The sequence below is a fragment of the Caballeronia arvi genome, from assembly GCF_001544695.2.
GTDB lineage: Bacteria > Pseudomonadota > Gammaproteobacteria > Burkholderiales > Burkholderiaceae > Caballeronia > Caballeronia arvi.
On sequence record NZ_FCOM02000018.1, the window covers coordinates 46,544 to 60,982 of the forward strand.

At 62.1% G+C, this 14,439-nt stretch carries 9 protein-coding genes and 1 pseudogene; 8 read left to right on the top strand and 2 right to left on the bottom strand.

Annotated features, from left to right (window positions below; genetic code table 11):
* The first annotated feature begins 19 nt into the window (after window positions 1-19).
* Genes AWB74_RS20680 through AWB74_RS20690 form a run of 3 tightly spaced genes read left to right on the top strand, consistent with a single transcriptional unit; the run spans window position 20 to window position 8,025 of the window.
* On the top strand, window positions 20-2,839 hold the full coding sequence (locus AWB74_RS20680; RefSeq protein ID WP_087039120.1) for a type VI secretion system Vgr family protein: 2,820 nt from the start codon (window positions 20-22) through the stop codon (window positions 2,837-2,839).
* A 33-nt stretch (window positions 2,840-2,872) separates the two neighbouring features.
* Window positions 2,873-7,753 carry an RHS repeat-associated core domain-containing protein gene (locus AWB74_RS20685; protein WP_061148605.1) on the top strand — a complete coding sequence of 1,627 codons (4,881 nt, stop codon included), beginning with the start codon at window positions 2,873-2,875 and terminating at the stop codon, window positions 7,751-7,753.
* Window positions 7,750-8,025 carry an immunity 53 family protein gene (locus AWB74_RS20690; RefSeq protein ID WP_143749286.1) on the top strand — a complete coding sequence of 92 codons (276 nt, stop codon included), beginning with the start codon at window positions 7,750-7,752 and terminating at the stop codon, window positions 8,023-8,025. Before AWB74_RS20685 ends, AWB74_RS20690 begins: the two co-directional genes overlap by 4 nt.
* Before the next feature lie 33 nt (window positions 8,026-8,058).
* Here the strand turns inward: AWB74_RS20690 and AWB74_RS48615 are convergent, their stop codons facing one another.
* Window positions 8,059-8,232 (bottom strand): SymE family type I addiction module toxin, encoded by a 174-nt coding sequence (locus AWB74_RS48615; protein ID WP_235024643.1) that lies wholly within the window; start codon window positions 8,230-8,232, stop codon window positions 8,059-8,061.
* Window positions 8,233-8,287: 55 nt separating this feature from the next.
* Between AWB74_RS48615 and AWB74_RS48620 the strand changes: the two are divergent.
* The 3 genes and pseudogenes from AWB74_RS48620 to AWB74_RS20715 all read left to right on the top strand — a co-directional run.
* Window positions 8,288-8,458, top strand: a pseudogene (locus tag AWB74_RS48620) (RHS repeat-associated core domain-containing protein); the annotation flags it as partial.
* Window positions 8,459-8,761: 303 nt separating this feature from the next.
* Window positions 8,762-9,085, top strand: a complete 324-nt coding sequence (locus tag AWB74_RS20710; RefSeq protein WP_061148606.1) for a hypothetical protein — start codon at window positions 8,762-8,764, stop codon at window positions 9,083-9,085.
* 111 nt (window positions 9,086-9,196) lie between these two features.
* Window positions 9,197-9,388, top strand: coding sequence for a PAAR domain-containing protein (locus tag AWB74_RS20715; RefSeq protein ID WP_407642453.1), 192 nt, complete (start codon window positions 9,197-9,199; stop codon window positions 9,386-9,388).
* A 90-nt stretch (window positions 9,389-9,478) separates the two neighbouring features.
* On the opposite strand, the gene AWB74_RS20720 is transcribed toward AWB74_RS20715, so the two are convergent.
* Window positions 9,479-10,783: a chloride channel protein gene (locus AWB74_RS20720; protein WP_061148676.1), complete on the bottom strand. Its 1,305-nt coding sequence runs from the start codon at window positions 10,781-10,783 to the stop codon at window positions 9,479-9,481.
* A gap of 205 nt (window positions 10,784-10,988) precedes the next feature.
* Here AWB74_RS20720 and AWB74_RS20725 point away from each other — a divergent pair, with 205 nt between their 5' ends.
* Window positions 10,989-12,521 carry an amidohydrolase family protein gene (locus AWB74_RS20725; protein ID WP_235024638.1) on the top strand — a complete coding sequence of 511 codons (1,533 nt, stop codon included), beginning with the start codon at window positions 10,989-10,991 and terminating at the stop codon, window positions 12,519-12,521.
* Between the two features lie 18 nt (window positions 12,522-12,539).
* Window positions 12,540-14,432 (top strand): S41 family peptidase, encoded by a 1,893-nt coding sequence (locus AWB74_RS20730; protein WP_061148608.1) that lies wholly within the window; start codon window positions 12,540-12,542, stop codon window positions 14,430-14,432.
* Window positions 14,433-14,439 lie beyond the last annotated feature (7 nt).

Below are 14,439 nucleotides of genomic sequence, written 5' to 3' on the forward strand. Positions count from 1 at the left end.
GATTTCGCACGGACTCTCAATGGAAGCACAAGCCAAGCGTTCCAGCGCCCTCGCGCGCTGGGTCACCGGTCGGCAGTCCTACTTTCTGAAGGTGCATGGCGCACCTGATACGGATGGCCTGTCGATCTTCTCAGTCCACGCTGTCGAAAAGCTCGGCGAGCCGTACCGCATCACGCTCGAACTGACGGCCAAGGCCGAACTCAAGCGCGCCGACTATCTCGGCAAGTTCGCTAAATTCACCATCGAGCCGCCCTTCGGTGGCGGCGACATTCGCACCTTCGACGGCTGCATCATGCGCTTCACGCGCACCAGGAAGACGCGCGACTTCTGCGCCTTTAAGGTCGTGGTCGAATCGACTCTCGCGCGGCTGAATCTGACGAAGGCCACGCGCATTTATCAGAACTCGTCCGCGCCAGACATCATTGTCGCGATCCTGAAGCGCCACAAATTCCTGTCGCATCAGTACACACTCAAACTGCGCAAGCCGTTTCCGAAGCTCGCGTTTCACATGCAATACCAGATGACCGATTGGGCGTTCATCCATCTGGTCATGCGGCAGGGGGGCATTTTCTGCTACGCACGCACGAGCGAATTCGGCGACGTGGTGACCTTCGCGGATGATGTGGATGGGTACGTGTACCGCAAGACCGTCATCGTCCCGTATCGGGAAATCTCGGGCCTCGATACGGGTACGGAGTCGGTGTATGAACTCGAAGCGCACAGCGAGTCGATACCAGCCTCGACGCGCGTCGCGGACTATAACCCCGCTTCGGCATGGGAGCGCTTCTCAGCCGACACTAATCTCGCACGCGACGACAAGACGACCTACGGCGAGAGTTACACCTATGGCACGCACCACCTGAACGCAACCGAAGCGCAATGGGAAGCGCGCTTAAGGCACGAGGAAGCGCTATCGCAGCAGATTCGATTCGAAGGCAAGAGTACGAATCACGATTTCTTCGCGGGCCTCGTCGTGCGGCTGGATGAAAAGCTTCCCGACGCGCCGCACGGTCTGCTGATGACGGAAGTCATCCATCAAGCGACGCGCGAGAAAGGCTACTTCAACGAGTTCAAGGCGATCCCGTGCGAGCGGCCCTATCGCATTCCGCTCGATGAAACGAACTGGCCCAAAATCGCCGGTACGCTTTCAGCACGTATTACGACGCGCCACGAGACGGACTACGCGCAGCCTGACGAAAACGGCCTCTACACTGCACGCTTCGACTTCGATTTCGACACTTGGCCCGATGGCGGCGAAAGCGTACCGATGCGACTGGCGAAGCCCTATGCAGGCGCAATGCAGACGGGCTTTCATTTCCCGCCGCTCCGAGACACGGAAGTCGCCGTAGCCTTTGTCGGCGGCGATCCGCGATGCCCGTATATCGCCCATATGCACCACCACAGTCAGGCGAAAGACCTGATTTATGGGCTGGACGGCTGGAACACGCGCGCGTCGATTCGCACGCCGAGCAACAACAAGCTGCGGCTCGAAGATGCGCGCGGCAAGGAAGGCGTCAAGCTCTCGACCGACTACGGCGGCAAAACCCAGCTCAATATGGGCTATCTGGTCGATTCCAAGCGCCAGAAAAGGGGCGAAGGCTTTGAATTGCGCTCCGATGAACGAGGATCGCTGCGTGCAGGCAAAGGTCTATTCCTGAGTGCGGATGCGCAACCGCGCGCGGGTGGTCAGGCGCTCGATATGTCGGCGGCGATGACGCAATTGCAGACCGCGCAATCGCGCGCGAAGAGCCTAGCCGAAGCGGTGACCAAAGCCAAAGCGGTCGTCGCCAATTGCGAAGCGCAACAGTCATGGCTTGAGACGCAGATCAAGGATTTGCAGCAGGCGGTGCTACTCGCGTCGGCCCCGCATGGCGTCGCATTGACCAGCGGCGAGCACATGCAGTTTGCGGCGGGCGGGCACTTGTTCACGACAGCGGGCGGCAACGCGGACACGGCAGTCGGTGGCAACTATACCGTCGCGGCGGGCAACGCGGTGTCGCTCTTCGCCAACGCGCAGGGCATCAAAGCCATCGCGGCCGAAGGCAAGATCGACGTGCAGGCGCAAGGCGACGCGCTCAACCTCGCCGCGCTCAAGGGCGTGACCGTATCGAGCACCGACGACGCGATCACGCTCACCGCCAAGACGGAACTGATGCTCTATTGCGGCGGCTCGTACGTCAAGCTGACCAATACGGGGGTCGAGATCGGCAGTCCGTTCGACATCATGCTCAAGGGGCCGATGCGCATCGGCAACTCGGCGACCAAACAGAACGCGCTGCCGCTCATGCCCAAGCAGGAACCCACCGGCATGCAGCTTTGGCACGCGTATCCGAACGGCGAGCCGGTCAAGAACGCGGGCTATCGGGTGGACTTCTCGGACGGCACATGGCGCATGGGCAAGCTCGACGAGAACGGGCGCGGGATGCTGGCAAACGTGCCGCGCGGCGGCGGCGCGGTGAAGTTCTTCGAAGACGGCTATCCGATCAAAAGCGACCAACGCAAATGGGCGGAGCCGAAGAACGCGCCGAACGCATCGAGCGCAGTCAGCAATACCGAACTCGCGCCGCCGAGCCTGACGGGTCCGGCGATGGCGACGGCTTCGCAAGTAGCGGCTCAGGCCGCACCAGAGACGCTACAGGCGGTCGTCTCGCAAGCGCCCGCCCTCGCGAGCGCGGCGGCCACGGGCGGCGCGCAGGCGGTCGCACAGACGGCGCTTTCCTCGATAGGCCAGCAACTCGGCCAGAGCGCGCAGCGCGCTGTCGCCCAAACCGCGCCGCCGCTTGGCTCGATGGGGCAGTCGCTCACGCCGAGTCTCGCGAAGTCTCTGACCTCAAAGTAACCCGAATCCGAAACCACAAGAACCAACAAGAACATGGCAACAACGGAAACACAAGCGAAACCCGCGCCGCGTCAGATACCCGCAGGCATCAAGCAGAACGCCGAAGCACGACGGCTTATCAGCTACGAAATCACGCCGAAGAACCCCACGCCCAAGACCACGCCGAAGTTGGCGCAGGCGGGCGTCGAATCGGTCGAGAATCACAGTCACGAGATATTCGTGCAGTGTCTTTATATGCTGCCCGTCGTAGGCAATGCGATGTCGCTGTACGACGTCGGCACGGATATTTATCGCATTACCAGCAAGCCGGGCGAAGCCAAGAGCCTCATCGCATGGGGCATTCTCGCGATCGACGCCATCGGCGTGATACCGGCAGCGGGCAACGCGAGCCGTCCGGCGCGCGCGGTCGTCAAGGAGGTGTTGCTCGCGTTTGCCAAGGGCCAGACGGTCTCCGTGCTGGTTGATCTCTTCTGGGCGACGGCGGGCGGCGATGTCATCGCGTTCATGGAGCAACTCGATGACAAGCTCAAGGGTTGGCGCGAAGACATCGATCGCGGCGTGTACGAGGCGTCGCGCAAAGTGCGCAGCTTTGTCGAAAGCCCTGTCGATGCGGCCACGCAAATGGGCCTCATCAGGAAGAACGATGGCTTTCTGGCGTGGGTGCCGTCGAGCGAAGAGGTCGCGCTCTACGGCATCGACAAGCTGCTGGAAGTGTCGGGGCAGCGTCAGACCATCCTCAAATGGCTCGACGAGTTCGACCGCAACCGCAGCGACATGCTGAAACAAGCGTTCGGCGATGCGGCCACCGCTGGCTCGCTGATCTTCATGGCCGCGCAGATCGTCGCGGAAATCAAGCTGCGCCGCGCGCGCGGCATTCCTTCGCATACGGCGCACGCCGCGCCCGGCACGGCGCACGAGCCACACGTCAAACCCGGCACGCACAACGAGACTACGCAGAAAGGCGCGAACGCAAGCGACTTGCCCGCCAAGAAGGGTTGCGGCTGTCCGGCCACGACGAGCAAGAAGCCTATCAACTACGCGATGGGCGACGAACATCTCGACCAGACCGACTTCGCGCTCGATGGCATCGTGCCGATCGTCTGGACGCGCAGCTATCGTTCTAGTCTTGCCGCCTACGACAATAGTCCGCTCGGCGCGCGCTGGTCGAGTCCGTATCACCTGTCGCTCGAGGAGAAGGATGGCACGCTGACGTTCTTCGACCCGGATAACCGCGCCGTGCCCTTGCCGAAGGTCGAAGTCGGCGATGCGGTCGAGGTTCCGACTGAGCAATTCACCGTCAGCCGCCCAGATCGACGCACGGTTCGACTCGCCTATTCCGATGGCTTGCGCGAGACGTATGAACTGACGAGCGACCGCTATCGTCTTATGTCCCGGATCGGGCGCGACGGTCTCGGCCTGACGTTCGGCTACAACGAGGCAGGCGAACTCGTCACCATCAGCGATGGCGCAGAGAACAATCTGCGCCTCGACTACGAGAACGGGCGCGTCGCCGCGATCTATCGCACGGGAATTGCCGGCCTGAAGAGCGAAGCACTTGCGCGCTACGCCTATAGCCGTGAGGGCGACCTGATCGAGCATCAGGACGTGCTCGGCCACAGGCGCACCTACGCCTACAAACAACACCTGCTCACGCGCTACACCGATTTCAACGGCAATGCCGCGAATCTCGAATGGGCTTGGCCCGGCAAGCACTCGGGTGTACCCGCGCCCGCCGATGCGCGTTGTGTTCGCACATGGCTCGGCGACGAGGCTGGCAAGGAATACGTCGCGAATGAGCGTCCCGACGTGCGCGAGGACACACGCTTCGAGTATCACCGCGAACACTGGTACACGAGGGTCACCGACGCGGACGGTCACGCGACCATTCATCGCTACGACTATCACAACCGCATCATCCTCGTCGAACACCCTGACGGCACCAGCGACGCATTCAACTGGAACGAGAACAACCAGCTCGTCAGCACGAAGAACGCGCTCGGGCAGGTTCAGCGCTTTGAATACGACGCACAAGGGCGCGTGACGGCGGTCACCGATGCGCTGTCGATGACCACGCGCACCGAGTACAACGCCGATGGCTTGCCGGTCAAAGTCACCAACGCCAACGGCGATGTCACGACAACCAATTACGACGCGTTCGGCCGTCCGCTCGCCGTCACCGATCCGGTAGGCCGCACCACGCAATATTCATGGAACAGCAACGGACGGCTAATTTCGCTCACCGATCCGAAAGGCGGCGTCAAGCGCTTCAGCTATGACAATGCCGGTCGGCTCATGGAGGCGCAGGACTGTTCGGGCTACACGACACGCTTTACGCATGACGAGCGCGGCTATCTCTCTCGCGTGACTGATGCCGAAGGCAACGAGACGGCCTATCGACGCGACGCACGCGGCCAGATTCAGACGATCCGGCGTGCCGATGGCATCGAGGAACAGTTCACGTGGGACGGCAACGGCAATCTGAAGACCTATCGAGATGGCGCGGGTCAGGTCACGGAGTACAGCTATACGCCGCTGAATCAGCTCAGTTACCGCCATGTGGTAGACCGCCGTGCCATGCACGTCCACGAAGCATGGGATTTCACCATCGGTTATACGTATGACAAGCAGGGGCGGCTCGTCAAACTCAGCAATGAGAACCGCGATACCACGACGTTCCGCTACGACTCGCTCGGGCAGTTGATCGAGGAAACGGGCTTCGATGGGCGCATGATCGGCTACGAATGGGACGACGCCGGACGGCTCGTTGCTTCGCATGAAGGCGACGTTGAGACGCGCTACGAGCGCGATCCGCTCGGACGGCTGACGAAACGCGAGGTCAAAGGCCACGGCGCGGAACGCTTTTACTACGATGCGCGCGGGCGGCTCGTCACCGCACAGAGTTCGGGCAGCAACGTTCGCTTGCACTATGACGACGCCGACAATCTGATCGCCGAAGAACAATCGATTCGTCCGGGCAGCGGCGGCCAATATCTGACCGTCACGCGCCACGAATATGACGCGCTCGGCAATCGCATCAAGACGACGCTGCCGAACACGCGCACCATCGACTGGCTGCGCTACGGCTCGGGTCACGTTCACGGCTTAATGCTCGATGGCAAACCGCTGCTGGATTTCGAGCGGGATAAGCTGCATCGCGAAATTGGCCGCACGCATCGCAGCTTCACGCAGACGCGCGAATACGATCGCGTCGGGCGGCTGGCGCAAATGTCGATTCGACACGCGAGCGCGGCCAATCTCGCCGATGAACTCGCGGGCCGCACGTTCCAGTACAGCGCGGCGGGACATCTGACGCGTATCGAAGATCGCACCCGAGGCGCGACCGACTATACGTATGACCCCGTGGGGCGGTTGCTCAAGTCGGTCACGCGCGATCTGACGGAAGTGTTCGCCTATGATCCGGCTGGCAATCGCATCGACCCTGAGAAGGTGCCGCCGCGGCCGGTCACGGAAACGCCTGAGGAAGAAGCCGCACGAGACGCCGCCGAACGCGCCGAAGACGAAGCATGGAAGCGTGCGCATCCGGGTGAAAACGTGCCGAGGCGGCGAACGAACCGGACGTGGGACGACAATATCAAGATTAGCGCGTGGCGCAATGCGTTACCCAAGTGCATTGGCAACGTATTGAAGGAACTTGACCGCGTTCGTTACGAATACGACACGCGCGGCAATCTAATCCGCAAGACCGAGCGCGGCGTGCCGTGGCAGTACGAATACGATGCGTCGAATCGGCTGACACAGGTGCGCCGTTATCCCGCGGCGCGTCCGTCGTGGGAGACAGGCTACAGCGCGCGGGAAGCGGACAGCAAGCCGAATCCGGATCTTGTCGTGCTGTTTGATTACGATGCCTTCGGGCGGCGCGTGTCCAAGCGCGTGCAACCGGCCAGCGGTCCCACAGAAGTGTCACTCTTCACATGGGATGGCGACGTGCTGCTCATGGAAGAGCGTTTCGAAGAATTGCCGCACGAGTACGGACGCGAGCGCCAGTCTGCTAATCGCGGGTTCCAGATCGTGCGCGAAGACCCGAGCGACGAATATTCGTTGCCGGTGGCGCAGCGGATGCACACGCTCGACGGCGGCCATCAGTGGTTACGCGCGTCGCTGTATCTGCATGAGCCGCGAACGTTCGTGCCGCTGGCGCGGCTCGACGAAACACTTATCGAACCGGCATTTCTCGCGACCGGAACCGATGGTCAGTTCGTGCAGGTTCCGGCGAAGTCAAAGCACGCTACGCTGTTCTACCAGAACGACCATCTCGGCACGCCACAGGAGTTGCTCGACGATTCGGGCAAGGTGGTGTGGTTAGCGCGATACAAGGCATGGGGCGGGTTCAAGAGTGCGCCATATGGCAAGCCCGACCCGAATGAGGCGGATAACGCCATCCGCTTTCAAGGTCAATTTTTCGATGCCGAAACGGGACTGACATACAACCGGCATCGTTACTATGATCCGAAGAGCGGGCGATTCATTAGCAAGGACCCGATTGGGCTTGCGGGTGGACTCAACGCGTACGCTTACGCACCGAACCCGATAGGCTGGATCGATCCGTTTGGATTGGCTCGTTGCAGTTGCGTTCCAAAATGCACTGACAACACAGTCCCGGGTTCGAAAGATGAGACCCAGATGGCTCAAGAGTTGTCCAACCAGATCGGTCAAAATTCGGTTATCTTCTCTACGCCGACAACGCAAGGGCATATCGATTTGCAGGGCGCTTCGCACTTTGATAAGGTGACAGGTGTCGATATTCCGACGCCGCATGTGCAAACCAGAAAAATTAATGTTGGACCGAACGGAATGGTAACCACGTCCAAAAAGACGGAAGTTACGAAAGCCGCAACCAAACAGGATGTTCGAGTAGCTCGTGAACTTGCAAGACGTCAGGGGTTGTGCCGATGATGAACTTAATTGATGAGTTGCAAAACTGGTATGCAAGCCAATGTGACGATGTCTGGGAACACTCATTCGGAGTACAGATTGCCAACATTGATAATCCAGGATGGAAGGTTAAAATAACTGGAGCAACCGCTAGAAAATTGACGAGCGTGAGTTCTGAGCGCAGCGAAAACGATTGGATTACGGTTCAAGCAACGGGGACGGAATTCAATGGATACGGTGGTCCTTGTAATTTACAAGAACTGCTTACGTTAGCGGTTGATTGGCTCCGATAGACAAGAAGGGCCGTATGCACGGCCCTTCTTGTTTTACTCGTCGGTAATGGTCAGTCGCCCATGTTCAACGTTGATCTTGACACGCTGCCCTGCCTGGAATCCGGCCTGTTCGAACCATCGCCCGGCGAGCTTGAGCGCCGAAAAAACACGGCGGCTCGGATTGCTGCCAGTATGGTTTGGTTGAGCGACTGTCGCGCTGTGACTTATGAATGGTCACGAAACGTTCCGTAATGTGTGGACGTGCTTTGAGATTGGCGTCAGCCAGGGACAATACTTCGATGGCGAGACGGGCTGCATTATAACCGGCATCGCTACTATGATTCGCAGTCCGGGCGGTTCATATCGCGCGATCCGATCGGGCTCGCGGGTGGACTCAACGCGTATCAATATGCGCCCAATCCGTTTAGCTGGATCGATCCGCTAGGGCTTGATCGTATATACAAGGATGCGCCCTATCATGGAACTTCGGACAACGGGATTAAGAGCAGAGCACCGACCAACGGACAAACTGCGCTTGATAATTCGGTGCAAGTAAAGGACACATCTCCAAGACGAGTAGGCGTTGACAATCAAAATAACGAGATTGTCGTTATGGACAAGACGCGAACACATGGCAACGGCGACGAAGAGTTTCACGGCCACGTCCGTTGTTGGTGCGACCTACATAACGATCAGCAAGCTGCCCCGAAGCGAGCTGGAATTGTGACTAGTAAAGGGAAGTTCAAAGGTAACTGACATGACGAATCAATACTCAAAGGAAGAGCTCGAAACGCGGCTCAAGTCCGACGATAGCGACGAAGCTATCGATGCGCTCATGTACTCATGCTTCAACGTGAACGATCCTGAGTGGATTCAGGACAAATGCGTCCAAGTCATCAGGACTTCGAACAATGACGACCTGAAGGGCCTGGGCATTACATGCCTTGGTCATGTAGCGAGAATTCATGCCAAGATCGACAAAGAAAAGATAGTTCCGGTTTTGACGGAGCTTCTTGAAGACGTATCTCTTTCGGGAAGAGCGCAGCATGCGCTTGACGATATAGAAACGTTTGTCAAATGAGCTCGTGGATTGCTCAACGCGGTACATAAATACTGGATGACTATGACCTCAATTGCCTGCGTAGGCGACACCACCACCCATGGCGGCCGCATTCTCACCGGCTCCGATACGATGGACATACTCGGAAAACAGGTCGCCCGCGTCGGTGACCTCGTATCGTGTCCCGAACATGGCCCGAACGTCATCATCCAGGGCTCTGACATGCTGACAGACACGAATGGCCAACACGTAGCGCTGCACGGACACATGACGGCGTGTGGGTCTCGATTGCTGGCCTTCGGCGATCATGGCTCGATCGATTGAGCGAGTCCGGCGTGCGGGCTCTTCTGATTCGGTGGGCTGCAGATCAGCCCGCTCATCAACACATCAGCAAGTCGATCGGAAGGTCACCCCTCAATCCGACAACCCACCCAACCCCTTCTCCCCCCCAACCGCCACCGCCACAACGACCTTCGACCTCCCCTCCGCCAGCGCCCGATAAGTCACCATCGCGCCTGCAATTGAAAGCCCTAGCGGAATCATGAACGCCTGCTCGACACGCGTGAATTCGAGCGCGAGCACGAGCGCCGTCAGCGGCATCTGCATCGCCGCCGCGAGGAAGGCCGCCGCGCCGATCACCGCGAACGCGCCAAGCGGCGTGCCCGGCCAAAACGCATTGCATGCGCTGCCGAGCATCACGCCGAGCAGCGCGCCGTTCGTCAGGCTCGGCGTGAGCAGCCCGCCCTGCGCGCCCGCACGCAGCGAACTCACTTCGATGGCCACCTTCAGCACAAGCAGCACGCCAGCGAGCGCGAAGCCGAGATGGTCTTCGAACGAGAGACCGGCGGCGCTCTTGCCGTTGCCGGCGAGTTGCGGATACCAGATCACGAGCACGCCGATCACCGTGAAGTTGAGAATCGACAGGAGCGGCAGCGCATTGCCGTGCGCCGCGTTGTCGCGCGCCGCCTTTGTCAGCACGACGAACAGTCGCGCGGCCGCACCGAAGACCGGGCTCATGACGATCGCCCAGACGACGAGCTGCGCATCGAGCGAATACACCGGCAGACGATATGTCAGTTCGTCGCCGAGTCCGATCCACGCGACGATCGCCCCGATCGCCGATGTCGCCAGCGCCGCCGTGACGATCGGCCATTCGAATGTGCCGAGCAGCACTTCGAGCACGAAGACCGCGCCGCCGAGCGGCACGTTGTAGACGGCGGCGAGCCCCGCGCCCGCGCCGCAGGCGACCATGATGCGCGCCTGCGCCGGCGTGAGATTCGCATAGTGCGATAGCCAGCCCGCCCACAGCGCGCCGACCTCGCGCGGCGCGACTTCGCGGCCGAGCGGCGAGCCCATCGCGACCGTGACGATCTGCAGAACCGTATGCGCGATCGTGGTCAGCACGGGCATGCGCGGATCGTCGGACTTGAGCGCCTTGGCGATGCTCACGAGCGGCTTGCCGAAGCGATAGATGCACCACCAGCCGACGCCCGCGAACACGCCGCACAGCGTCAGCACGATGAAGCGGCGCAGCGGCGCAGCGCCGCTGATGCCCTGAAGAAAGCTCTCGCTGCCGGGCAGCGCGTCGAGGCTGTAGCCGAACGCGACATGCTGGATCGCGTGCAGCAGAAGCGCGAGCGACATGCCGCCCAGGCCCGCGCCGATGCCGACGAGCACGGTGACGATGACGAGCTTCGTGGCTTGAGTCGACGAGAGCATCGCGTTCATCCTGGAGGTAAGGACGCAGCGTAGCGCGGCTGCCATGCGCGCTTCTTCGCGGGATGCGCCGAATTTCGAATATACACGGCTTTGTTTCTTGGCCCGGACATCGCGCGCATCTTCCGATCGGCCTTGGGAAATGCAGGATCTCCCACTATGATCAGACCCAAACGGCGACGAACCGAACGTCCATCAGGGAGGCAGCGTGAGTCTCGTGATCTCCGGCCGCATCGTGCCGCTTGCGCGGAACGCTGAGAAGAGCACGTTCCAGGGCAAGGTGTGGATCGGCGACGACGGACACATCGAGCGGGTCACGCGCGGCAACGCAGCCGGTCCGCGCAGCGGCTTCGACAAGGCGGCCAGAGTCGACGCGGGACACGACCTCGTGCTGCCCGGCTTCATCGATCTGCATAGTCATCTCGCCTACGCCACGCTGCCGCTCTGGACCGAGCCGGACCGGACCACGCCGTTTCTTCATCACGATTCGTGGCCGTCCGCGAGCACGTATGCCGCCGACATCACGTGGCCCGCTTACGCGTTCATCGAGGCCGCGCCCGAAGCGCTGCTCGCCTATGCCGAAGTGCGGGCGCTCATCGGCGGCACGACGAGCATTCAGGGCTCGCCGCCGAAAAACCGGCCGCTCGACGGCTGGATGGTGCGCAACGTCGAAGATGAAACGTTCGGCGGCGACATTGCATCGACGCGCGTGCTGGCTTCGACCCTGACGCTCAAGCCCGACGTGCTCGCGACGCGCGCCTCGCAAATGAAAGCAGGCGCGGGCTTCATCTATCACTGCGCCGAAGGCCAGTTGAACTCCATCGTCGCCGGCGAGTATCAGAGCGCGCGCAAATGCGGCTGTCTGCAAAAAGGCTTCGTCGCGATTCACACCAACGCGCTCGATCCCGGCGATTACGCCGCGTGGACCGATCCCGGCACCATCGTCTGGTCGCCCTTCTCGAATCTCTGGCTCTATGGCAGCACGACCGATGTGCCCGCCGCGCTCGCGCGAAAAATCCGCGTATGCGTCGGATCGGACTGGGGACCGTCGGGCACGCGCAACGTGCTCGGCGAGATCAAGGTCGCCGCGCTGGTCAGCAAGCGCCAAGGCTGGAAACTCACACCGTTCGATCTCGTACGCATGATCACCTGCAACCCCGGTGACGCGCTCGCCGGACCGTGGAACGTGCAGGCCGGACGCCTTGAGCCGGATGCGCTCGGCGATGTCGTGATCCTCTCGGCCCGCGCCGCCGCCGATCCGTTCGCGGCCGTGCTCGCCGCGACGGAAAAAGACGTGCGGCTCGTGGTCATCGGCGGGCGGGCGCTCTATGGAGACGCGAAGCCGATGAAGGCGGCGAAGGCCGCGTTTCCATCGAATCTGACGATAGCGGGAACGAAGCGCGTTTTGTCGATGACGCAGCTCGACGACCCTTCCGCGCCGTCGAGCTTCGCGCAGGTGCTCGCGCGTCTGAAACAGGTCCGCGACGATCCGAAGAAAGCGCTCGACGCCGCCGCGAACGCATCCGCCGAAGCCCGCATGGCGGGCGCCGCGCCGCGCTTGCGGCTCGCGCTCGACATGCCGCTCGGCAAGGTGCCGATAGGCGGTCTGCCGAAGAATCTCGGCGAGATCGTCGTGCCGCCGATCCAGCCGCTCGAACATGACGTAGCGTTCTTCGCGTCGATCGCCGGGCGCGGCTTTCATGGCGGCCTGCTCGACGGGCTCGGCAAGTTCTACGCGTGATATCGCGAGCGAATCATCATGGCGACCAGGACACCATCGTTATTGAAATCGCAGACGGGCGTGCTGCTCGCCGAACGCGCGGGGCTTCTCAAATCGCCGCACGCAAAGCTGCCGGCCGCATCCCGCGATCAGCTCGATGCCGCCGAGCGCGAAGTCGTCGTCGATGCGCTTCTCACCGCCATCGCCGGCGCGTACTGTCATCTGCATCAGAAGCGCGCGGGCTATGCCAACGATCCGGTGCAAGCGCTCGAACTGCTGCGCACGCACGCCGCCGACATGAGCGAGGCGGAGTTTCATATGATCGTGACCGGCATCATCGTCGATCTGCGCGACGCGCACACGCTCTATGCCGGGCCAACATCGCTCGCCGGCGCAGTCGCGCAATTGCCGTTTCTGGTCGAGCAATACGGTTCGACGGACGCGCCCTCGTTTCTCGTCACGAAGGTGGCGCACGGCAAGCTCATCGCGGACGCCGCGTTCCGGCCCGGCGTGCTGCTCGACACGTGGAACGGCATGCCGTTCGAGCGCGCGGTCGCGATCCACGCCGACCGCGAAACCGGCGGCCGTCCCGACGCGCGACTTGCCCGCGCGCTGGAATCGCTGACGTTCCGTTCCCTGCAATACGGCGCGCCGCCCGATGAACTGTGGGTCGAGATCGGCTTTCGCGACGGCCCCGGAAAGGCGCGGCGCGAAGTGCGCATTCCGTGGCGCATCGTCTGGCCGGGCCGGCCCGCAACGGGCGTGCGTCCCGGCGCACACACGGCGCTGCGCGTCGCGGTGAGCCCAGCTGGAGAACAGGTGCGGCGCGCAAAGAAGCTGATGTTCTCGGGCAAGGAATGGCGCGCCGAAAATCAGCGCGCGGAAATGGCGCGCGACGCGGGCTGGATCAAGACGCGCTTTCCCGACGCGCTGTCCGCGAGAACGTATGCGACGAAGGCGCTCGGCGAAGTCGGCTACCTGCGCATCTGGACGTTCGATGTCGGCGATCACGAAGCCTTCGTCGCCGAAGTCATCCGCCTCGTGGAGCAGTTGCCCGACACGGGCCTCATCGTCGATGTGCGCGGCAATCCCGGCGGCCTCATCTGGGCGGCGGAGCGTCTCCTGCAATTGTTCACGCCGAACAAGGTTGCGCCGACGCGCTTCAGCCTCGTCGCGACGCCGCTCACGCGCGCGATGGCGAAGAGCGCGTTCAACCGCATGGAGCTGGAGCCGTGGATCGCGTCGCTCGAATCGGCGATCTCGACCGGCGAGGCGTATTCGCAGGCGCTGCCGATCACCGATCCGTCGTGGTGCGACGATGTCGGTCAACGTTACGGTGGCCCGGTCGTCTGCGTCGCCGACGCCAACACGTATTCCTCCGGCGATCTCTTCTGCGCGGGCTTCGTCGACAACGAAATCGGCGCGCTCGTCTGCGTGGGCCAGGCGACCGGCGCGGGCGGCGCGAACGTATGGACGAGCCACGATCTCGCCGACGCGCTCGACGGCACCGACTTCGCGCTGCCGCGCCTGCCCGATGGCGTCAGCTTCACGATGGCGTTTCGCCGCGCGGTGCGTTCCGGTGACGCCGCCGGCGTGCCGATCGAAGACCTGGGCATCGCCGGCATTCCCTATGCGATGACCCGCCGCGATGTGCTCGACGGCAACGCCGATCTCATCGACTGGTGCGCGCAGTTGCTTTCCGGCGCGCCGTATTCGAGCCTGCATGTGGCGCTCGGCAAGTCCGGGCTCACGATCACGACGGCCGGTCTCGACGAGCTCGAACTGTATGTGGACGGCAGGCCCGCCGAAGCCGCGCGCGCGATGGGCGACGGCGTGCTGAAGCTGCCGCGCCCCGCCGCCGGCGCGATGCTCGAAGTCGTGTGCCGCAAGTCCGGCTTCGTGGCGCAGCGCCGCAGGATCGCGCTCGGTTGATGAAGAA